The sequence below is a fragment of the Rossellomorea sp. NPDC077527 genome (assembly GCF_044542955.1).
In the GTDB taxonomy this organism is placed as follows: domain Bacteria; phylum Bacillota; class Bacilli; order Bacillales; family Bacillaceae_B; genus Rossellomorea; species Rossellomorea aquimaris_E.
In genome coordinates, this window is record NZ_JBITVL010000002.1 from 585,322 (window position 1) to 606,009 (window position 20,688).

At 37.7% G+C, this 20,688-nt stretch carries 27 protein-coding genes; 2 read left to right on the plus strand and 25 right to left on the minus strand.

Going from position 1 to position 20,688, the window contains the following annotated elements; translation table 11 throughout:
* Positions 1-61: 61 nt before the first annotated feature.
* From vanY to ACIGG7_RS08260, 15 genes are all read right to left on the minus strand, one after another.
* Entirely contained in the window at positions 62-916 is an 855-nt protein-coding gene (gene vanY, locus ACIGG7_RS08190; RefSeq protein WP_397549393.1) for a VanY-A/VanY-F/VanY-M family D-Ala-D-Ala carboxypeptidase, read from the minus strand.
* 103 nt (positions 917-1,019) lie between these two features.
* Entirely contained in the window at positions 1,020-2,117 is a 1,098-nt protein-coding gene (locus ACIGG7_RS08195; RefSeq protein ID WP_397549394.1) for a sensor histidine kinase, read from the minus strand.
* Positions 2,110-2,811, minus strand: a complete 702-nt coding sequence (locus tag ACIGG7_RS08200) for a response regulator transcription factor (RefSeq protein WP_397549395.1) — start codon at positions 2,809-2,811, stop codon at positions 2,110-2,112. Before ACIGG7_RS08200 ends, ACIGG7_RS08195 begins: the two co-directional genes overlap by 8 nt.
* A gap of 277 nt (positions 2,812-3,088) precedes the next feature.
* Positions 3,089-3,436, minus strand: coding sequence for a hypothetical protein (locus tag ACIGG7_RS08205; protein WP_397549396.1), 348 nt, complete (start codon positions 3,434-3,436; stop codon positions 3,089-3,091).
* A gap of 92 nt (positions 3,437-3,528) precedes the next feature.
* Positions 3,529-3,816 carry a TIGR04104 family putative zinc finger protein gene (locus tag ACIGG7_RS08210; protein WP_397549397.1) on the minus strand — a complete coding sequence of 96 codons (288 nt, stop codon included), beginning with the start codon at positions 3,814-3,816 and terminating at the stop codon, positions 3,529-3,531.
* Positions 3,817-3,881: 65 nt separating this feature from the next.
* The gene (locus ACIGG7_RS08215; protein ID WP_397549676.1) at positions 3,882-4,394 is read right to left on the minus strand and encodes a DinB family protein; all 513 of its coding nucleotides are present in this window, start codon (positions 4,392-4,394) and stop codon (positions 3,882-3,884) included.
* A gap of 147 nt (positions 4,395-4,541) precedes the next feature.
* Positions 4,542-4,745, minus strand: coding sequence for a hypothetical protein (locus ACIGG7_RS08220; protein ID WP_224939795.1), 204 nt, complete (start codon positions 4,743-4,745; stop codon positions 4,542-4,544).
* Positions 4,746-4,898: 153 nt separating this feature from the next.
* Positions 4,899-5,399, minus strand: a complete 501-nt coding sequence (locus ACIGG7_RS08225; RefSeq protein WP_397549398.1) for an AAA family ATPase — start codon at positions 5,397-5,399, stop codon at positions 4,899-4,901.
* Positions 5,400-5,873: 474 nt separating this feature from the next.
* The gene (locus tag ACIGG7_RS08230; RefSeq protein ID WP_397549677.1) at positions 5,874-6,245 is read right to left on the minus strand and encodes a VOC family protein; all 372 of its coding nucleotides are present in this window, start codon (positions 6,243-6,245) and stop codon (positions 5,874-5,876) included.
* 27 nt (positions 6,246-6,272) lie between these two features.
* Positions 6,273-6,482 carry a DUF3951 domain-containing protein gene (locus ACIGG7_RS08235; RefSeq protein ID WP_397549399.1) on the minus strand — a complete coding sequence of 70 codons (210 nt, stop codon included), beginning with the start codon at positions 6,480-6,482 and terminating at the stop codon, positions 6,273-6,275.
* Positions 6,483-6,497: 15 nt separating this feature from the next.
* Positions 6,498-6,842: a cell division protein FtsK gene (locus tag ACIGG7_RS08240; RefSeq protein WP_397549400.1), complete on the minus strand. Its 345-nt coding sequence runs from the start codon at positions 6,840-6,842 to the stop codon at positions 6,498-6,500.
* A 96-nt stretch (positions 6,843-6,938) separates the two neighbouring features.
* Positions 6,939-7,769, minus strand: coding sequence for an AAC(3) family N-acetyltransferase (locus ACIGG7_RS08245; RefSeq protein WP_397549401.1), 831 nt, complete (start codon positions 7,767-7,769; stop codon positions 6,939-6,941).
* Between the two features lie 308 nt (positions 7,770-8,077).
* A complete protein-coding gene (locus ACIGG7_RS08250; protein ID WP_397549402.1) occupies positions 8,078-8,977 on the minus strand; it encodes a hypothetical protein in 900 nt (299 codons plus the stop codon).
* Between the two features lie 19 nt (positions 8,978-8,996).
* Entirely contained in the window at positions 8,997-9,650 is a 654-nt protein-coding gene (locus ACIGG7_RS08255) for a DUF3108 domain-containing protein (RefSeq protein ID WP_397549403.1), read from the minus strand.
* Between the two features lie 15 nt (positions 9,651-9,665).
* On the minus strand, positions 9,666-10,103 hold the full coding sequence (locus tag ACIGG7_RS08260) for a VOC family protein (protein WP_397549404.1): 438 nt from the start codon (positions 10,101-10,103) through the stop codon (positions 9,666-9,668).
* 249 nt (positions 10,104-10,352) lie between these two features.
* Here ACIGG7_RS08260 and ACIGG7_RS08265 point away from each other — a divergent pair, with 249 nt between their 5' ends.
* Positions 10,353-10,925, plus strand: a complete 573-nt coding sequence (locus ACIGG7_RS08265; protein ID WP_397549405.1) for a dienelactone hydrolase family protein — start codon at positions 10,353-10,355, stop codon at positions 10,923-10,925.
* 119 nt (positions 10,926-11,044) lie between these two features.
* Here ACIGG7_RS08265 and ACIGG7_RS08270 read toward each other — a convergent pair whose 3' ends face one another.
* The 10 genes from ACIGG7_RS08270 to ACIGG7_RS08315 all read right to left on the minus strand — a co-directional run bounded on the left by ACIGG7_RS08270 (position 11,045) and on the right by ACIGG7_RS08315 (position 18,438).
* The gene (locus ACIGG7_RS08270) at positions 11,045-11,494 is read right to left on the minus strand and encodes a hypothetical protein (RefSeq protein WP_397549406.1); all 450 of its coding nucleotides are present in this window, start codon (positions 11,492-11,494) and stop codon (positions 11,045-11,047) included.
* A 168-nt stretch (positions 11,495-11,662) separates the two neighbouring features.
* Positions 11,663-12,391 carry a GNAT family N-acetyltransferase gene (locus ACIGG7_RS08275; protein WP_397549407.1) on the minus strand — a complete coding sequence of 243 codons (729 nt, stop codon included), beginning with the start codon at positions 12,389-12,391 and terminating at the stop codon, positions 11,663-11,665.
* Between the two features lie 80 nt (positions 12,392-12,471).
* On the minus strand, positions 12,472-12,933 hold the full coding sequence (locus tag ACIGG7_RS08280; RefSeq protein ID WP_397549408.1) for a GNAT family N-acetyltransferase: 462 nt from the start codon (positions 12,931-12,933) through the stop codon (positions 12,472-12,474).
* 177 nt (positions 12,934-13,110) lie between these two features.
* Positions 13,111-13,644 carry an HAD-IIIA family hydrolase gene (locus ACIGG7_RS08285; RefSeq protein ID WP_397549409.1) on the minus strand — a complete coding sequence of 178 codons (534 nt, stop codon included), beginning with the start codon at positions 13,642-13,644 and terminating at the stop codon, positions 13,111-13,113.
* 47 nt (positions 13,645-13,691) lie between these two features.
* A complete protein-coding gene (gene pgsA / locus ACIGG7_RS08290; protein WP_397549410.1) occupies positions 13,692-14,237 on the minus strand; it encodes a CDP-diacylglycerol--glycerol-3-phosphate 3-phosphatidyltransferase in 546 nt (181 codons plus the stop codon).
* A 72-nt stretch (positions 14,238-14,309) separates the two neighbouring features.
* A complete protein-coding gene (locus tag ACIGG7_RS08295) occupies positions 14,310-14,666 on the minus strand; it encodes an NIPSNAP family protein (protein ID WP_397549411.1) in 357 nt (118 codons plus the stop codon).
* A 192-nt stretch (positions 14,667-14,858) separates the two neighbouring features.
* Complete coding sequence (locus ACIGG7_RS08300) at positions 14,859-15,767, minus strand: S66 peptidase family protein (RefSeq protein WP_397549412.1); 909 nt, start codon at positions 15,765-15,767, stop codon at positions 14,859-14,861.
* 59 nt (positions 15,768-15,826) lie between these two features.
* Positions 15,827-16,552 carry an alpha/beta fold hydrolase gene (locus ACIGG7_RS08305; RefSeq protein ID WP_397549413.1) on the minus strand — a complete coding sequence of 242 codons (726 nt, stop codon included), beginning with the start codon at positions 16,550-16,552 and terminating at the stop codon, positions 15,827-15,829.
* 203 nt (positions 16,553-16,755) lie between these two features.
* Positions 16,756-17,331, minus strand: a complete 576-nt coding sequence (locus tag ACIGG7_RS08310; RefSeq protein WP_397549414.1) for a nucleotidyltransferase family protein — start codon at positions 17,329-17,331, stop codon at positions 16,756-16,758.
* A 66-nt stretch (positions 17,332-17,397) separates the two neighbouring features.
* Positions 17,398-18,438: a serine hydrolase domain-containing protein gene (locus ACIGG7_RS08315; RefSeq protein WP_397549415.1), complete on the minus strand. Its 1,041-nt coding sequence runs from the start codon at positions 18,436-18,438 to the stop codon at positions 17,398-17,400.
* 294 nt (positions 18,439-18,732) lie between these two features.
* On the opposite strand from ACIGG7_RS08315, the gene ACIGG7_RS08320 reads away from it, so the two are divergent.
* Positions 18,733-20,427: a M3 family oligoendopeptidase gene (locus ACIGG7_RS08320; RefSeq protein WP_397549416.1), complete on the plus strand. Its 1,695-nt coding sequence runs from the start codon at positions 18,733-18,735 to the stop codon at positions 20,425-20,427.
* Positions 20,428-20,688 lie beyond the last annotated feature (261 nt).

Consider the following 20,688-nt stretch of genomic DNA (forward strand, 5'->3'; position numbering starts at 1 on the left):
GAATAAAAAGACATAGTATACTCCAAAAAAGGGCGCATCGAAACGCCCTTTTTATCACTTATCACTCATACACCGTCACAATGACTCCATCCATATTGTTTCCTGAAATCTCAAATTGGCTATTATTCAGTATAGAGATCGTCCTGCTCCCCGAGATGGGATAATAAGTAATACTGTAATTTTCCCCATTCATCTTAACAGAAATGTGCTTTTCATCCTTTAAGTAATCTAAATATTCTTCTAGAACAAAATCCTTTTCCTTCATAATCGCACTATGTGGCAAACCGACATAGCGGATATGCCAGGGCTCATATTCAATTCCTGTTATATCTTTTTTATCCTTTGGATAGCGTAAGACGAATCCGTATTTCCAAGCATTTTTTTCTATCCATTTTCCTTCGAGTGCTACGGCCATTTTCATTTGCGTGGATCCTACATCAAGCGATAACCCCAGGTTATGTTCGCTAAACCCTGCCGGTAAGGCATAGTCAGAACCGATTTCTTGATAAAGCACACTTTGCTCTTCAAAGTCTCGAAACCCACTCGTGATGGAGAAATGTCGAACTCCTTCTTTTTTTGCTGCAGCGATCATATTTGAAAATTCAATGGCAATATCCTTTGACAGATAAATGTTACTATCCATCAACCCATACCCTCGTGTTAATTCACTATGAGAAAATAAATTGATAATATCTGATTTAATACTCTCTTGTTCGACTGGGTATTCTTGGTTGACCAAAAGTAGGTTTCCTTGATGAATTTGTTTTTCTGTAATCTCTTTTTTGTGGATTTTTTTAGCAGTCGATTTATCCTCTTCATCAACTTTCTGTATTTCTACTTTCGGTTCCAGAATTGTAGTACTGAACGTTAGATACGCGCACGATAATAAACAAAATAAAAACCCCCACTTTTTCATCTAACTGTTTCCTCCTCTTTTTCTTCTATGCTAAAAAGAATAAGGAAAACTATTTAAAAAAAGTGTGGGGTAAATATAAAATTTTTCTTAAATCAACTATGTTTTATTCATTTTCCTTTGGTAACCGAACTTCAAAAACGGTCTGTATGACGCTGCTTTCGGCAGTTATGGACCCATCATGCTGCTCCACAATATTCTTCGCAATGAATAAGCCAAGACCTGTACTATCTTCTTGATGAGTTCGTGCCCTGTCTCCGGTATAGAACATATCAAAAAGATGCGGGAGTTCATCAGGAGGAATGCTATCTCCATAATTCACAACTTGAATAACCACTTCCTCTGCCTCAATAAAACCGTTAATATCCACATATTGCCCTTCATATCCATAGCGAATTGCATTCGTCATAAGGTTCTCAAACACACGTGCGATTAAATCTCCATCACCCACAATAGGTAAATGAGGTTCACAATTCAAACGGGTATCCACATGATTTTTTTCAAATACTGGATACAATTCTTCCGTTAATTGATGAAGCAATTCAGTCAAATCTAATCTCTTCTTTTCAATGGAAAGCATGCCGTAATTCATTCGGGTGATTTCAAACAATTCATCAATTAGCCTTTCTAAACGTTGAGATTTAGTGAAGGCAATCGTTAAAAAATGCCTGACTTGTTCTTTCGACAAGCTCTCATCCTTAAGGATCAAATCCAAATATCCTAAAACAGAGGTAAGAGGAGTTCGCAAATCATGTGCCAAATTTACGACCAATTGATCCTTACTGCTTTCTGAGAAATCTCCCCGTTGGATGGCTTCTTCCAATTTTTCACTTGCCAAATTAATGTCCAGTGCGATATCTCTAAACTCATCATTCGACTGGATATGTACCTGGTGTTTAAAGTCACCGCGAGCAAGGTAATGAATCCCGTTTGATATCTCTCTAAAATAAGTAGAATAGCGCTTCGTAAGGAGAAAGAAGAACAGTATGGATAGTGGAATAAATAGTAGTAAAAAGAAATTAATGTCTCCGATTTTATTCATGAATGTACGAAACTCGGCCAATGGTTCACCGTAATGAACATTAGTATGATAATAATATTGAAGTAACTTAAAGATGATATATGTGATCGAACCAGACAAGATCATACTTAAACCGAATAACAACACCATCTTGGAACGAAAGCTGCGCATCATGTTACCCATTAAATGTATACCCTACTCCCCATACTGTCTTGATCCACTTCGTTTTATGTTTATCTTCTTCAAGCTTTTTCCGGAGCGTCCGTATATGAACCATAACGGTATTACCACCTTCAAGGTAGGCTTCCCCCCACACCTGTTGGAAGATATTCTCCACATTGAAAACTTTCTTAGGATGACTGGCCAGTAAATATAATATATCAAATTCCTTAGGTGTTAATTCAATGCATTTTCCATATAGTGTGACGGTCCGTTCTTCAGGAGAAATGACCATTCCGCCATATTCTACGGACGTTTTAGGAATGGATTCCGTTTTAGGTTGATTAAGCTTCATAAAACGGCGGAGCTGGGCATTTACCCGCGCAACCAATTCGATCGGTGCAAAAGGCTTGATCATATAATCATCTGCTCCGATGACAAGTCCTTGTACTTTATCAAAATCAGATGTTTTCGCACTCAAAAAAATGATCGGCATATTATGATGTTCGCGAATACGACGAGTGACTTCATACCCATCCATCTTCGGCATCATAATGTCCAAAATCAGCAAATCAAACACCTGCGACTCTACAGCACGAACAGCCTCTTCCCCATCCGAAACGGTACGAACTTGATACCCTTCTTTTTCTAAATGAATCGAAATCAGAGTAGCAATTTCCTCTTCATCATCTGCAACTAGTATTGAAATAGATCTCATCTTCCCACTCCTAATTCACAATCAGCTAGATCCCTGTTTACTTTCTATTCTTTCCATTCCTAGACTAAAAATATATTCTCTTTGTTGTAGAAAACGTCAACACCACTCTTCTACTAACTGTTCTTTAGTTTAGGTGTAGTCTTTGACAATCACAAGATAATTTTTCTGTAATTCTAAGTTACATGAAACTACACTATGAGTAACAGTGAAAAACCAGGCCAATCGGCTCTGGTTTTTTTGAGCTTATTATTCTCTTACGTCCCCCATATAATGAAGATTACTGAAATGTTTGAGCTTCGGTTTCGGTTAACCACTTATCTATTGCCTTTACAGGAAAGTAGGTCTCATATCCAATTTTTATATAGGGGATTTCACTGGTAGTAATATCACCATCATTTTTGGGTAAAATCTTTCCTAATTGCTCGTCACTAATGCCCAGATATTCTTTTAATTCTAGATAACTTAATAACTGATGTTCTTGAGGTGTAATCACCGTAACCTGATCAACTGGCCCAACTGCTTTTTGGTTACCGTTATGATTCAGTGCATTAGAAACCATCCAAGCTCCAGCTAACACACATACTCCCAAAAATATGAGAGAAAAATTGATTGTTGTTTGTTTCATAAAATTAAATACACTCTCCTCCACTGCCTTAAGTAATAAACTATTCTATATTCCAATTCAAAAAAGCGCCTCCCTTGATAAAGGGAGAATTCTTAAAGTATACCCTTATATTTAACAACATAAGGGGTAAACAACGATCCAACCAAAAGTATGATTAATTGAATTCCAAAATTAAGAGCGAAATTTTCAAAAGGGGATATGAAATGAAAGAAAACAAGCGCGGGTACAATTGTGCAACAAACGAAAGTTATCCTTCCTAAAGGGGTAATTTTATGTACCGTTCCACAATTCCTACACTCAATTGGGGTGTATATCCATATATATGATTTAAAGATTTCACTCCAGCTAAATTGAGTATTACATTTATCACATTTCTGCAAAGTAAAACACCTCGATTGTTAATCAGACTCTATATATTACTTCTACTAGAGATCCTTTCAACTTACTAACCCTTTGACAACATTTTTTTAATAAGTCTTATTTGACCTCTATGGTTAATTTCATCTTCAAAGACGTGGAACCAAATAAAATAATGATTCGATTGATGGTTATCCCATAATCTGTTTTCATACAACCATGTATCATTTTGCTTCGCAAATTCTTCTAGCGTTTTTTGCCGTACATCTTTCAATTTAGTGATGTAAAAATCCAAAGAGTTTCCTTTGATATTTTTTCTCCCTTTATCACCAAGACTATATGGATCTCCCCATTGAGCAATCTCTTGTTGATTCGGCTTTCTGCCATCAAAAATCTCAATTTGAAATCCTTTTTCTATTGCTGCAATATGTAATAACAATGCTCCTATGCTATTAGAATCATCGCTTGGCAAGAAATCTAACTCTTCTATAGTTAATCCTTTAACAGCGTCTATTGTTGTCTTTCTAACGTAATCCATCTGCGAAACTAAATGGCCAATTTGATACGTAAAACCCTGTAATTCTGTAACCTTATATTCCAATGAAAAAGCACCCACTTTGTCAATATTCAAATCAGGATTTGAAAGTATGCCCAGGTCCATTACTCCTTGATACTCTTCAATAATTGATGAAGAGCAATAGCCTGATCGATTAGCTGATTTTCAGTTATTGATCAGGATTACAGACGATTATACTCTACCATTCTCCTTATCTGATATAAGCTTATCCAGTTTTTCTTCAACACGTTTTAGCCTGCTATTTCTTCTTCTAAGAACAACTATGAAGATTATAATCCCCACTGGAATAGTTAAAAGAAATAAAAGTGATAGTAACTGAAAAATAATATCACCTGTGTTAAATGTTGCTGTTGATTGTGCTGATGCTAGTAACATGCGTAACTCCCCCTCCCTATATTTATTGTAAGAATTGAAGACTGACCGTAGCCTGATTCATAGTACAATTCGTTATATTAGTGTTCTTCTGACTCTTTGCATTTTTATATAAAGCAATAAGATGATGTTGCGAGCGAACCCAAGTGAACCTCATTAGCGTTTACTTACTTTACATTGACGAAGGATCGCATCTACAACATGCTCGATCGGCGCAGCTGCGTCGATTATGATTCCGTTCTTCGGAATGTCTTCTTTCGTTTGGTGCAAACGAGCAATTAGTTCCCGTTCTGTTTTCTTTCCACCAAACTCATTTTCTGGTCGCTCGTCAAGTCGTCGATTTAATGTTTCCATGTCAACCTCGAGGACGAACACACCATCAAACAGATCTATGAATTTCGAAAAGTTCCTAGAACCACCGCAGAAAAATGTTACCGGCTCATCCTGGTTATCTACTAAAGTTTTTACTTTATCTACATGCCAAATGTGGTTCTCGTGCGAGGCAGTATATGTACGTGTACCAGTTTCCGGATCGCCTTGATAAGCCAATTCACGGTCACCATGAATGGCAAGATAACCGCGCCTTTGCAATTCGTTGCAGACCGTTGTTTTACCAGTGCAGGAAACTCCTTCGATTAGATAATTTCTAACGCCCATGGTTAGACCCTCCATTCATCAACTTATCTGTCTTTGATTCAATACCAATTATTTCAAAATCGAGTAGCTTACTCAAGAAAAACTTTAGATAAAAAAGAAGCTTATCCTGTTCTGGATAAGCCCCATTTACACTAAGTACATTACTCGAGATATTTTAATGCTCCCAGTTGCGATAGTTGCGTACTCCTATATCTTCTTTGAATCAATAAGTACTCCACGCACTATTTTTCTTTTAATATTGAATACTTACGAAATGCTTTAGAATAACTTCCCGCCAAAAAAACAACCATAAATACAGGAAACAACTTCAATAGGACAAATGGAGTTTCAAAGATAAACACTTTCTAAATTAACACATTCTCCACTCCAAAGTCTTTCATGATAGTTCAACTAAATAGTCAACCATATTTTTGAAATTTCATTACAAAAGCCGATTTCCGGTGACAAACGGAAATCAGCTTGCGGTATGAACTATTACCAGTGGGCTTGCAGTTTATTGCCATCTGGATCATAAAAGTGGAAAAAGGCATGACCGTGATCTTCTTTAATCTCATCAACCTTCACTTGGTAATCCATTAAGTGTTGATGAAATTTAGCCAACTCGGGGCTTGTAAAGCCAATACTGAATTCTTGTTGTTGATTCACAGTAAAATGGGCAAAGGTTTCATCTTCAGTCGGGATGAGGATCAGTAAAAACGGTCCTTCGTTTACTTTGATCGTGGCGAGTTCCTCCGTCATGTTGAGTAACTGGAGTCCCAATACATCTCGGTACCATTGTGCAGATTTTTCTACATTTTTAACAGGAATTCTAATATAGTGTACTTGTTCAATGAATGATGTACTCAATTTCTTCTCTCCTTCTTTGGTCATCTCTTAGTCCATCCTTTTGTTATCAGCGCTCTCATTTTCTTCCTCAGGGTCTCTCACTTTACCGTCCAGGATATCGTCTAAAGGTGTGTAATGATTATTGGGGAGTTTCTTCTTTCTGATGGCTCTAATGATAATAAACGCCGGAATGGCAAGATAAACAATAAAAGCTAGTCCAAGAGACAATACCTCTTGTATGCGATTGATGATCTCCATCTAACCTTCCCTCCCTTATAGAATGAGAACGTGAATCGCTCCCACAATATGCATATACAATCCCGTGAGAGATAGAACCGTCCCCAGGAAAAACGTCCAAGGGTTGTCTTCTTTTTCTTTATCAAATGTCCAGATGGTTAGTATTGCTACTGTCAACGTGATGACAGGGAAAATAACATATTGCGGTCCAAAGGCGAATGAAATTCCACCAAAGATCAATACAAAGATTCCATAGGGATTGGCATTCTTGATATTATCAATGTATTCTTTCTCAGCAGCCGAAAAACCTTCATCGTCATAGGAGTAAAACACTTGCTTAAAACGATTTAAGAAAGTGACAACCTTTTTAAATACACCCATTTACTTCCTTCCTTTGTGCAGTATTTTGGGAGCTTTATGGAATAATAGAAAACCGCTTCATCGTGTTGATCGGCACTTCCGGATGCCACTTCTAGGTTAGTGCCCAGAGTTCTCTTTTAACACGATTTTTTCATCATGTGCTTTTAGCCATTTTCCAGCAAAATCAACGCCTTGCTTTAATGAAAATAATCGACTTTCTGCAAGTCCAATATGATTTACTGATACTTCATATTTACTCTCGAATTCTCTACCTATCTCTTCAAAAAGCTCTTCTCTTGTTTCTATTTCTTGATAGGTTTTCCAAACTCGTTCATCATCTATCAAAATCGGGTTTCCTTTACTTACGATTTTGCGATATGGAATTCTATATTCTGCAAGGTGGAATGAGGTGTTACTGTCGTACCCAACGCCTAATAGAAGAACTAAACCATTCATTTTATATAATGTAGCCAGAGGTGATTGTTCACCTAAACCAAATTCCAGGCTATGTTCTCTAATGATGATTTCTTTATCCTTTCCCCAGGCAGCAAACGAAACCTCTGGATGATTGCTTCTTATAACACCGGGAAAGTTCCGAAATGCTTCAGAGATTTTCCCCATCGCATAAGTAGGTGTATAGGAAGGATGAAAAGCAGGCATTGTATCTCGAATAGGCTGCCACCATTCTCTAGGAACGGGAGGCATCTCCCACTCTGAAGGATCTGAAAGTAAGGCTGATTGAGTTGGCATGATGATAGTACCTTCTTCTGTTATAACCTCCATCAAGGCTTGAATAACTGCTACTTCTCCTCCATTCACCCATCCAATCGAAGATAATGAAGAATGAACGATTACGGTCATTCCCTCTTTAACCCCCATTTTTCTGAGGTCACCCATAATAGAGTTTTTGGTATTTGGAAAATCAACTCTCTCTATTGCTTTCTTCATTATTTCTCCTCCAAACTTGTTTATCAAAATGTTTTACTTTATAGTTGACAGCTCTTCCGTTACCTCGAGAAGTTCTATCTATATTTTACTTTGCATTTTTTTCTACCATCCAGTTTTCTAGAACTGTAAAAACACAACAAACCAGTAGCCACAAAAAGAATGAATGGAATGATGACATACCCGGGCATTACAATCGTCCAATAAAGAAGATATGCACTTATAGGAAACAGAAACCAGCTGATGATCAGTAAAAGACTTGAGGTCAGTTCTTTGAATGTAATCATGGATCGCTCCTCCCTTTCAATTTTTCACTGTATCGATTCTGCCTTTCGAAAGGTCTTCCTATGATAATGGCCCCAATCCTCTTTCAGGTCATCAACATGTACAATACTCCACGCGTTAAAAAACGTCTGTCCACGTTTATTAAAGAAGAACTGTTCGTCTATACAGTAGGATGCGTGTTGTATGATTCCGTCTGAATTCTCCCAAGTCACCACATCGCCCGCTCTCAAATCCTGAGAGGGGATGACATGATAATGCTCAAATTCTAAACGGTGAAGAAACGTTTGAGGATGGACCCATTCATGTACGATCCATTCCTGTTGGGTAATGGCGAATAAGGTGGCCGATAAACAATTACTTCCTGCTCTGGATGGAAAGGTGTTAGCAAACGGAATTAGGTGTGGTGGTGTTTGGCTCGGAACATCATAGCAGGTCCAAGCCTCCCATTCCTGGGCAATATCTGTCATGATGTCTTCTTTAAAACTATAAGAGAGTTCTTCCCACATCGCTTTATGAAAGACTGCATACTTCTCTCCCTCTACTTCAATCACATTGTTACCAAGGGATGGTGCGTAAATAGAGGAGTCAGAGATTGGAGGAATCAGCCCCCTGCCCACTGCCACTTGAATATGAAAAAGGTCGATTTTCTTTTCAGCTGGTAAAAGATTCACCCATCCTGGAGGTGTCACAAGTACATAAGCAACGTCCTTTGATAGATTCCAATACTCATAGCTGTTCGTAAGTTGAACTTGTTTATATGTTGAATGGTTGTTGAACTCTTCGTGGGGAATGACCAAGGAATCCCTTACGTATTCTTTAAAACTAGCAAGGGTGGTCTCTGGGAGGAAAAAGAAGTCTTTATCCGGTACATAGGTTTTTATCCATTCTTTCATCGTGTCAGTTGTTGGTTGGAGCTTTCTTTTCACTTTCAATCACCTCTGTCGTTTATCCTCTGCGAAATTCCAGGACAAGTCCTTCTCCAATCTGAGAAGACTGTTTCAGCAGCTCCTTGCTGGCTGGATCAATCCAATAGTATTGAAGGGTCTCTCCAAAATACGTTTTCACTTTCCAAGCATCAACAAAATCTTCAGACCCTCTTTTGACTTGCTCTAACTCTACTACTTGAATATAAATATCGACTTCTGACTCAAGCGTTGCATTGAAACCATTCAATTGTAGAGAGTAACCAGACTTCAACGGAAGCACACGCAATATAAGCTCAACAGAAAATGTGTCAACGTAGTCTCCATTTAGTTTGATAGTTTTTTTATTATCTTCAATCGTGATATGTACTCCTTCATCACCATATTCGGCTTTCAGCTGTTGACTATCATTTAAGTAATCAGTGAATGAAATGGGTTTAAAGGCTGCCTTTTCCATAATTGTGATGCCTTTTCTGTTGCCAAACATGTCGGAATTCAATGTTTGCACTCTCTCAATGGCATCTCGGCCATTGATACGAACAAACTTTATCTTCTCCGTAGTAGAACCAATCCTTTTTTCTATTCCGTCCTCAATAAGATAAATGCCTTTTTCATCTTCTGTCTCAACTAGTGTCTCTGCACTTAATCTCATTGATTGTGCCCTACTCTCTGCCATTTCCCCGCCCCTTTCTTATCTGATCTCCTCCGCCAGCTCTAAAATAATCCCCTCCGGACCACGAACGTAGCATAGCTTATAACTTTCTTCATATTGCTGTATCTCACTAAAGGTTTCCGTACCCTTCTTTTTTAAATGGGCAATCATGGTTTCAAGATCATCAACAGCAAAGCAAATATGTCGGATACCCAATGTGTTGGGAAACGTTTGCTGAATACCTTTTTCATCCGACGGTGTACGATACTTGACGAGTTCTATCCATGTCTTCCCGTCCGGTACCCCCATCCCTACACAAGACGTTTTTACATCTTTAAGGCCAACGACCTTGTCCAACAGTTCTCCATCCATCTCCCATTCGGCTTTTACCTCGAGTCCTAAATCAATAAAAAACTCTTTAGCCTTTGAGAGATCGTTTACGTTGATACTGATATGATCCATTCTGGTGATTTTCATGTTTTGACCTCTTCCCCAATTAGATTCCATCAAAGTTCATTATCTGCTATTTACCATTCCTGAACTCTAGCTTAATACCAATTATTTCAAATCAATAAATAAAACTCAATGTTTTTCGATTACGTCATGAGATCCAGTGGAGTTTTTTCTCCACTAATTCTCGGAGAAGAACTTTCAGCAGGTCAAACAAGATTTTTGTCGAACCTTATACATGAAACGTAGTATGAAATTCATATATTGGGGGAGTAAATGATGGCTGAAGTTTTGTTGTTTCACCATGTTTTAGGTAAAACGAAGGGGATTGAGGCAATCGCAGATCAACTGAGAGATGCGGGGCATATAGTGCACGTGCCGGATTTATTTGATGGCCGCGTATTTTCCACACTGGAAGAGGGCTTAGGATTTGTTAAGGAAATCGGATTTGAAGAAGTGACGGCGCGTGGCATTCATGCATCCAGCGACCTTTCAAATGATATCGTCTATGCTGGTTTTTCACTCGGTGTACCCGCAGCACAACAGCTCGCTCAAACGCGCGAAGGCTCAAGAGGCGCATTGTTTTTTCATGCCTGCCTTCCGACCTCGGAGTTCGAATCTCCTTGGCCCGCCGACTTACCAGTGCAAGTTCATGCCATGAAAGAAGATCCCTTCTTCGTTGAAGACGGTGACATCGATGCGGCGCGGAAACTTGTGGAGTCGGCCAAACACGCTGAACTTTTCCTATATGAGGGCAAGGAACATCTCTTCACCGACAGCAGTATACCTTCTTACGATGCTGACGCGACGAAGCTTGTGATCAAGCGGGTTCTCGACTTTCTCGCATAGTCACCAGGAAGCACGGGGACGGTTCTTGTGCTTCTTTAGTATCTTACTTGATAATTGAAGAGGGCCAATAACTTAATCAACGGATCTTCATTATTCCCCTTGTTACCGAATAAGAATATTTACTCCTTGTTTAAAGTCACTACATCATTTTCTCTACTTACACGAAAATTCAAATTATGATCATATTTCAGCGAAGAACCTTCATAAAATATCCCAAACCCATTATTGGAAGGGTATCCGTATACATAACAAACAACTTCGCCATTATTCAAGAAAACGATTTGATTCATTCCCTCACTTACTGTTGCAGAAATACGATCCCATTCATAACCGACCGTTTTATATATCTCTTTTGCTGGGGTGTAGGGATCGAAGAAATAAGCGATATCCCATTCGAAGGGAGTTACATCAATTAAACGTACTGTTTCAACCGATTGGTCGATAGATAGAACTTCCTTCCTCAGTAAATCGTAGTTTGCATCCCATATTTCCTGGTTTAATGCCTTTATTAGAAAAAAACAGCCAATTAAGGCACCGAGAATAATACCCATTCTTATTTTATATTTCAAGCTGCTTCCTCCTTATGAAATGACACTAACCACCGTAATGTTCAATAAATGTGCATCACATCAAATTCTTGCACTATTTATTTTAGACATTAAGACTTCAAATCTGATTTTTTCAGTAAGTACTTTTCCTTTTGAGATTTTTTTGAATAAAGGAGAAGCTTGTGCCCATTAACTCAATCTAATTGCAAGGGTCCTCCCTAAACGCACATATCCCAATGACTGAGCAATCGCAACCGACGATGTATTGGATTCAAGAGTTTGATAGTGCATCATGGTACCGCTTGATAATCCTCGCTTTGTAAGATCATTTACCACTGCTTTTGCATGTCCTTTTCCTCTATGTGTAGGATGGCTAATAATCCCGACACTTAGAAATCCTGACTCCCCTTTTCTCCAAGACCCTGCTGCGACTGCTTTTTCATTGAGTATTCGTAAAAAAATGGGACCCTTCTCCTCATCTATGGAGCTATGTTGCCACTCCATTTCTGTGCATGCTTCGCGTAACTCTTTAAGTAACATTTTGTGTTGCTCCGTCTTCAGTTCAACTACTGATTCCGAAGATGCTTGAAGGAAAGAATCACTGTCTACATACCCTTGGAAAGCTGGTCCTATGATTCTTTCATATTGATCACCAATTGAATGAACAAGCCATTCAGCATCAAATGCTTGGTCGGGTCCGTGGCCACTTACCGCTTTGTGTAACTCCGCCACGTATTTAGCAGGAGCGGATATCAGACATGAGGTTCCATTGTTGAAACAGTAAATCCCGTTATATCCACTTAAGCTCTCGGAATGCTGGACTACACTCACGGTAGGAGTAATCAATTCTGAATAGTCACATCCCAAAAAATCAGCCCAATAAGCATACACACGATATTTAATTGTGCTCTGAGGCATCCATGCTCCTCCTTTTATCCTTATTCCAAACCTGGCCTTTACTAATCATAGGGAGGCTCTTGTTCAGCAAATGCCACCGTTCAAGAAGGAAAGTATTCCATTGGCTCAGTACAATTTACGTAACCATTTTTCTTATAATAATTAATGGCTTCATCACTCGGCCATACAATTACAAATTCATAGTTATTCTCTTGTATCCAATTGTTTATTGTAGTTAATATTTTACTTCCGACACCTCTATTTCTATATTCCGGAATGGTGAATACGTTGGTCATATATGCAAATGGATGAGTAACCCTTCCTGGCCTTGGCACTTTTTGTATTAATTCTATGTATATATGAGAAGCAATTCTCCCCTTATCCTCAGCAACCCAAATAAACCACTGACTACTTTTCAGCGCATTTTCTAAGAACGTTTGACATTCCCATTCAAACTCTTCATAGGACTCGTTTTTTTTGCTCTCATCAAATTCAATGGTATTATCCCATCTCATTTTTATTAATTGATTAATGTCTTTTGCTTCAGCAAGTCTAATTTTCACTTATTTCACCTCTTTAAATTTTTTCAGCTAACCTGTCCCCATAGTTGAAAATGGCCAGTAACGGATCATTAGCGGATCTACAGTAATGTCCACCTTAACTTAGCAGATTCTGCTTTCAATTTATGAAGAGCAATACAGAATCAACTTGAGTTACTACCCAAAGAATGCAAATAAAAATTATCCTTCACATTTACTTATGATCCATTTAACAGCTTCTAAAAAATTTTCAGCAACATAATCTGGTTCAATTTCTGCCCATGATTCCCTGTATTGTTTAAGAGAACCATATCCCCATCCTGTAAGTACTAATATTTTCTTTGCTCCAACAGCATGAGCAGCCAACATATCCGTTGAACCAACGTCACCAATAAATACTGTTTTTGTTAAATCTAAATTATATTTCTTTGATGCTTCCAAAAGCATACCTGGTTTTGGCTTATGACAATTGCAGGCATCATCTGAACTGTGAGGACAAATGAAGGCATCATCAAATCCATATGATTGAAATTCCTTGTTAAAGTCATCGAGGGTGGCTTCTCCTCTACTTATTCTATGTTGATTCGTACAGGCAAACGTTCTAATATTATGATCCTTTAAAATTTGTATGGCATCTCTACTAAACGAATATAGGGCGAACTCATTGGGATGAATAAAGTGTCCAGTACCCCCAATAGTTCCATCACGATCAACAAAAACGGCTTCAATATTCATTGGCACTATTCTCCCTTTTCCGGTTGCTTGAGGTGACTAAAGTTGGACTAAATAGAATGAAAAAAGTGTCTGTTTTTCACAAAATAATCCCAACCAGACACAACGGTAATAATCAGTGCCGCCCATAGCGAAATCATATTAAAAGGTAAATGAAAATAAGTGAAAGGAATATTGTGTAGAAGCAAGGCGGAGATGGATACTACTTGAACTCTCGTTTTCCATTTTGCTAAATTACTTGCAGCAATTACGATTCCCTCTTTTACCGCAATCAAGCGTAAAGCAGTTACTGCAAATTCCCGACATAATATAATAATAGCCATCCAACTTGGAACGATGCCCATTTGCACCAAAGCCACTAAAGCAGCAGTGATTAATAACTTATCTGCTAGAGGATCAAGAAACTTCCCGAGATCAGTAATTAAGCTATATTTTCTTGCATCAATAATAAATAACATTGCAGCAATGAAATGAGACACTGCAATCTTCCCACCCGCAACAGAGAACTCACCCAGCGGAAAAGGAACTAATAAAAATAACAAAAAGACAGGAATAAACAATATTCTAATAATCGTTATTTTATTGGGTAGATTCATACATTTCCCCTTCAAAGTAAATTTTTTTCATGACTCTGTTGGAACTGCACAACATTAAAGGTACAGTCAACATCATACCGTCTTTCCTTCATATGTCACAGTAGACTCTATAGCCTCATTCCTCACTTCTAGTATATATTCCTTACCAATATATTCTTTTCCGCCGTGTCTTTCATACCATTCTCTGATCCGTTTAACGTGAGCCTCATCACTTCGAATATTGCTTTCAATTTCCACATAAACTTCATAACTGTCGTATTCCCATATAGCAAATATTTCAGTAGTTCCATCTTGATTATCCTTCATCCAGCGACCCACTAAACGAGAACCGTGCTTTAATTGATTAGGTAAGTTTGTGTTGTTGAAATGCTGATTAAAAATCTCGACAAATTCGTTTTTTACGGTATAGTGCTTTCTTCGATAAAACATATATGCGCCCCCCCTTATAAGTAATTAAGTAAAACATTGAACAATACTGCCCTTTAATTTAATACCAATTATTTCAAAATCGAGTAGCTTACTCAAGAAAAATTTCAAATAAAAAAGAAGCCCATCCCTATTTCGGATAAGCCCCCTTTAGGTTAATAATAAAAAACTGTGAATTTCCGTACTAATAATCATTTATCTAACGCCAGAATCTATTTCAAGACAAGGTGGCGACGTTGTTAGTCTTGCATTCACGCCTAGCGGCACCCCATAATTAGGCTGACAATGCCCGATTTGAAAATTTTCAACAACAGGAAATGATACTCTGGTAAAAAAATCTTGAAGCACTATTTTAATTTTCTTATGTTCGTCTGGATCCGCTTGGAAATGACCAATGACCACCCCTTTGACAGTATCAAACACGCCAGCTTGTTGAAGGTGAGTAAGCATTAAATGAACCTTAAACGAAGGTTCTTGAACTTCCTCGATTAGTAGGATTGCTCCGTCTGTATTTACTTGATACGGTGTTCCCAGCCCATTGGTGAGCAAAGTTAGATTTCCTCCGACCAAACGTCCTTCTCCAGTTCCATATGAAATCGGGTTGAGGGGGGAAGTTCTAGAATCATAGGTTAATGGTTCGCATGAAAACAATGATAAAATGGATGATTCTGTTTGTGCGGTTCGTTCTTCATCATTCAGGTCGGATGCCACCATCGGTCCGTGAAAAGTAACTAAATCACTGAAGTTTTGAATGGCATTAAGCAGATATGTAATATCACTATATCCCCAAAATATCTTAGGATTTCGTTTTATCATTTCATAATCAATCTTAGGAGCGATTCTAGCTGTACCAAATCCACCATTAGCACAAAAAATGCCTCTAATAGCAGGATTTCTAAAGGCTTCGTGCAAATCTGAGAGCCGCATTTGGTCCAAAGTGTATACGTCTTCCTCCACATCGAACACATGTCGTCCAAGGACGACATCAAGTCCCATCTCTTCAAGTACACGTTTTCCTTGCACAAGTTGCTGTTTATTAGCTGGACCAGCTGGTGCTATAATCGCTACTTGGTCACCCTTTTTCAAAGCACGTGGTTTGATCATAAACTTAACTCCATTTCTTTCATTCTATTAATATGTTCTATCTCTTTCACAACCTATTTTCAAACACGGTCTATCAATTTTTTCACAGCACTGACTACCACTTCTGGTTCATCATTTTGTATATAATGAGCACTGTTTTCAGCAATCACCAATTCACCATCAGTGGATATTTCAAGAATCTCTCTCTGCATATCATTCCATAACGCTTGTGATTCCTTTGAATAATGAGCTTTCTTTCCCGCTGAAAGAACCATAAGTGGGACATTTAATTTACGTTTGGCATCTTTCAACTGCTGCAAGCTCTTCATGAATTCATCATAATTTCCTTCATAAATGAATTGCTTGTTGTATGCTTGTTGAAAGTCCTCTGACATTGTGGGGAGGAATCTTTCTCTATAGTCTTCAGGTGTAGAATCAACCAAGACAAGTCCACAAACTTCATTTTGATATTCAGTTGCAAACATTCTCAAATTCACTCCACCAAATGAATGCCCGACTAAAATATAGGGAGGTTTTATCTTGGCCTCAATAAGAAGTTCCTTCAATTCTTTTACCATCTCACGGCTGGTTCTGGGATTAGAACTTGTGGCACTTTTTCCAAGTCCCGCTCTATCATAAATTAGAACTTTAGAGAGCATTGAAAGATCTTCGATTACTGAATCCCAAGCCTTGGAATAATCACCATATCCAGCATCCAAGACAATAGTGGGTTTTCCATTATTCTCTCCAACCAATTTTGCGTATAGTTTACAACCAGTTATTTGCACTTGCATTTCATTCGTCATTTCATTTATCCCCTCATTTTGCAAACTATCAATAGTAAATATGTGAAATATTAATATTCTTTTTCGGCTAAACTGCCCAATAATTGGCGATAGGCAATAGTCGGAGATCAAATATATAGACTTAGTTTTTGTCCCCTTTAATTAAATACAATATTTAATAAACACTTTCTAGATCTGAATAGCGATTTTAGTGAAAAAACGAATTACCAGGGAATCACCAAAAGTTTTGGCCATTTTTCTTGCCATTTATTAGCTTTATTTTCATAAATCTCTCTCGTTATCATCCGCTTGTTTGGTCTAACTACCATTGAAAATAAATCTTCCAACTGATAAGGAGCGTAAATTTTTAATGTATCGTCCTTTTCTTGCCTTAATCCTAGAGCAGTTGCAGTAGTTGGCCAAGTATCAATTGCTGAATTAAGAGAGTGATATGGCTCTATAGAAAATCCGAACTTTTCCTTATACCAAAGATGCACTCTTGCTTGATTTTTAACATCTAGCTTAAATGGAAAATCTCCGAGTAAATTTAACAAGTTTTCTTTGATCTCTTTCTCACTTTCAAGTGTTTTATTTCCAGAGTCATAGTAAACGATATCAACGTCTGAAATTCCATATTCAAAAGGATAGCAAGAAATTTCATTCCAAACGGTGTTTGCAATACACCCTGCACCTACATAATATTCAAAAGGTAGATTTATATCTCGAAGTATTTTAAGAAGTCTATTTATAGGTTCACTTTTTGTAACAATCTCTCCTAATAAATCCTCGTATCCCCTCATATTTCGCCCCCCTTTTCCTTTAATTAACCTGCACCTTTAACAGAATACTCATATTCGAAATATCCCTCATAAACCTACTTTGAATTCGTTCTTTACACACTCCATAACCGTATCGCCAAACAATCTCACATCAGATAAGTAATCAAATCCTTCTGGAGAACCAAAGCTATTAAACATTCGAACAGCCACAATATCTTCTTCAGGAATCACTAATAGAGTTACATTTGTAAATCCAAGTATTTGGTAAGAGCCTTTAGGGACTTGATGACCTATCTCGGTCTTTAAAGCAGGTAAATCTTTAACGAACCACAAGAAGCCATTTTGAGGTAAGTCATTATGAAGTGTCGATGGACTTTGAAGAGAAGTCGCCATATCTATAATTTCTCTGGGAACAATTTGTTTTCCATTTAACTTTCCTTTCTTTAGATGAAGATACCCCCAGTAAGCTAACTCTCTGGTTGATACATACATATTCATTTTGTCACCTTCAGTACTCTCACTGGTACTCCAGTCTTCATCCCCCTCATAACGTAACACGACATCAACCAGCTTTTCGTGTTTCTTTGAATGCCAATTGGATTCACAAAATCCTAACGGAGTAAAGACATATTCATGTATGATATCTGCAACTGATTTATCTGTTGTGCGTTTTACAATCTGAGTTAGTGCCTCGATCCCAGTTTGTTTATAAGACCAGTTTGAGCCCGGAGAAAACTCTCGGATGACATTATTCCCCTCTTGCTTTAATCCATGTGTATGAGTAAGTAAATGTCTTATAGTTGTATCTTTCCAGGTGTTCTTCTCAAGTTCAGGCAAATAGGATAAAACCAGATCATCTATGCTGTTTATGTAGCTATAATACAACGCATACGAAACTGCAAAACCTATATAACTTTTCCTAACTGAAGCTACATGAAACTGAGTATCAGCCTGAACTGCTCTAACCTCTTTTTCCCTGGACTGTTTCCCTATGTACTGTTCTAACACGATTGAATCTTTATGAATGATAAGAGTAGATGCTCCCGAACAAATTACATTATTAAAAGTCCCTTTTACGTGATCTAATACCGGTTCAAAGATTGGATTTTCATTGTGACTAAGGATCAAGACTAAATACTTCCCTTCAATGTAAATTTGTGCGGTTATGTAGTAATCAATCCACTAATTCCAGATTAGGAACACGCTTAGCTTGTAAGGATATGTATTCAAATCGCACTCAACATGACCACCTCATAATGCCAATTATTTCAAAATAAGGCAGAGTACTCAAGAAAAATCCGAAAATAAGAAAAGCTCAATTCACCTGCCATCCAGATAATATTACTTTTTAAAATAAATATATTTACTTCAAAGAGTAATCAATATACAATATATAGTAATTACTTAAAAGGAGTTGAATCTATGAAAGTTTTATATGAGAAGTTCATTCACATTGATATTGATAAGTACGAAAGCAAGTTCTATGACCTTTTGCATCAATTTGAAAATGCAAACTCCGCTAAGGAGCAGTCCAAGTGGTTCATGAAACTAAATGACCACCGTTTTATTTTTGAAACCAATTTTAATTCTGCAAGACTACGACACTATCGTGAAATGAATAATGAATTATGCGCGACTGAATTAAATGCTTTTACTAAAATGGAACCTCGTTATCTCGAACTGGTTGGACATTATTATAGAACGATTCTCAGGGCGACTTATAGAGATCATCTTGAAGACTGGTGGGGGAAACAAATATTTCGACTCGCAGAATTGAAGCAAAGTTTATACTCTGACAAGATTGAAGATGAACTAGGGAAGGAAAATCAACTCATTATGGAATATCAGTCCCTCCTCGGGAAAGCAGAAATACATTTCTCAGAACAGAAAATGAATCTCTCAGAACTTACCCCTTATCTTAACTCCTCAGATAGAAACATACGTAAAGATGCTCATTTGGCTAAATACCAGTTTTTTCAAAAAAATGAAGGACGATTTGATGAACTTTTAGACGGACTTGTTCATGTAAGGAATACAATAGCAAATAAGTTAGGACATTCATCCTTTGTTAAACTGGGTTATCAACGAATGCATCGAACTGGCCATACGCCAGATGACTTGGAGAAGTATCGAACTCAAGTTGAGAAATACGGAGTTCCATTCGTATCCAAATTACGAGAAGCTCAAGAACAAAGAATCGGCGTTGATAAACTCAACTACTATGATGAAGGCTATCTTTTCGCAGATGGATCTCTGTCCCCCAAAGGTACCCATCAGGAAATGATTAATAAGTTCAAAACGTTTTTTTCAGAATTATCACCAGAGACAAAAGTCTTCATTGACGAAATGCTAACCCATGATTTAATTGATCTCACCCCTCGTAAGGATAAAATGGTAGGGAACTTCGCTACATACATTGGACCTGACAAACACCCTTTCATGTTTATCAACCTTCATGGCATCGCAAATGATATTCGGATATTTACACACGAAGCTGGTCATGCATGTCAATTTCATATGTCCAGGCATTGGAATGTTCCTGAATATATAATCCCCTACGACTCAGCTGAACTATTTTCCTTTGGAATGGAACGGCTTTCGTGGCCATGTATGGAAGATTTTTTTGGCAGCAACACAAAACGATATCAATATTCCCATTTGATTTCTGCTTTTATGTATATGCCTTTAGCAAGTGCTGTAGATGAATTTGAGCATTTTTTGTATGAACAACCGGCCGTTTCAATTGAAGAACGAAAATCTAAATGGGCGGAGTTAGAACGTAAATACATTCCAGAACGTGATTACGATGGAAATAAATTTCTAGAAAGAGGAACGGGTTTTTACGAAATTAGTCATTTGTTTACAACACCATTCTATTTTATGGACTATGACCTAGCACACCTTTGTGCAGTTCAGCTATGGAGGAAGCATCAAGAAAATCCAAAGGAAGCATTAATGGGGTTTCTTGAAATGTGTAGAAATGGAGGGAAACTCCCGTTTAAAGAATTGATCAAAATGGCTAATATAAAATCACCATTTGAAGAGAACAGCATCCAGCCTATATTAGAATTTGTTGAAGAATGGATCGAAGGAGTAGAAGTCAGTGTTAACAAGTAAGAAATTGAATGTGGCGCGCTTGTACTTTGCGCGCCATACAAATAGATAGTTCTTAAAAGTTAGGTAAAGTCACTACCTCAACTCTAATGAAGGGACAATACAGTTCATTTATATCACAGCTATTTTAGCACCCCTTAAACTCCAATGTGTTTCATACCAATCAAGTAGCTTACTTAAGAAATAGTTGAACTAAAAAGGAGCTTACCTTGTTCTGGATAAGCTCCCTTAAATTGAATACTTCCATCAAACTGCTCTTAACTT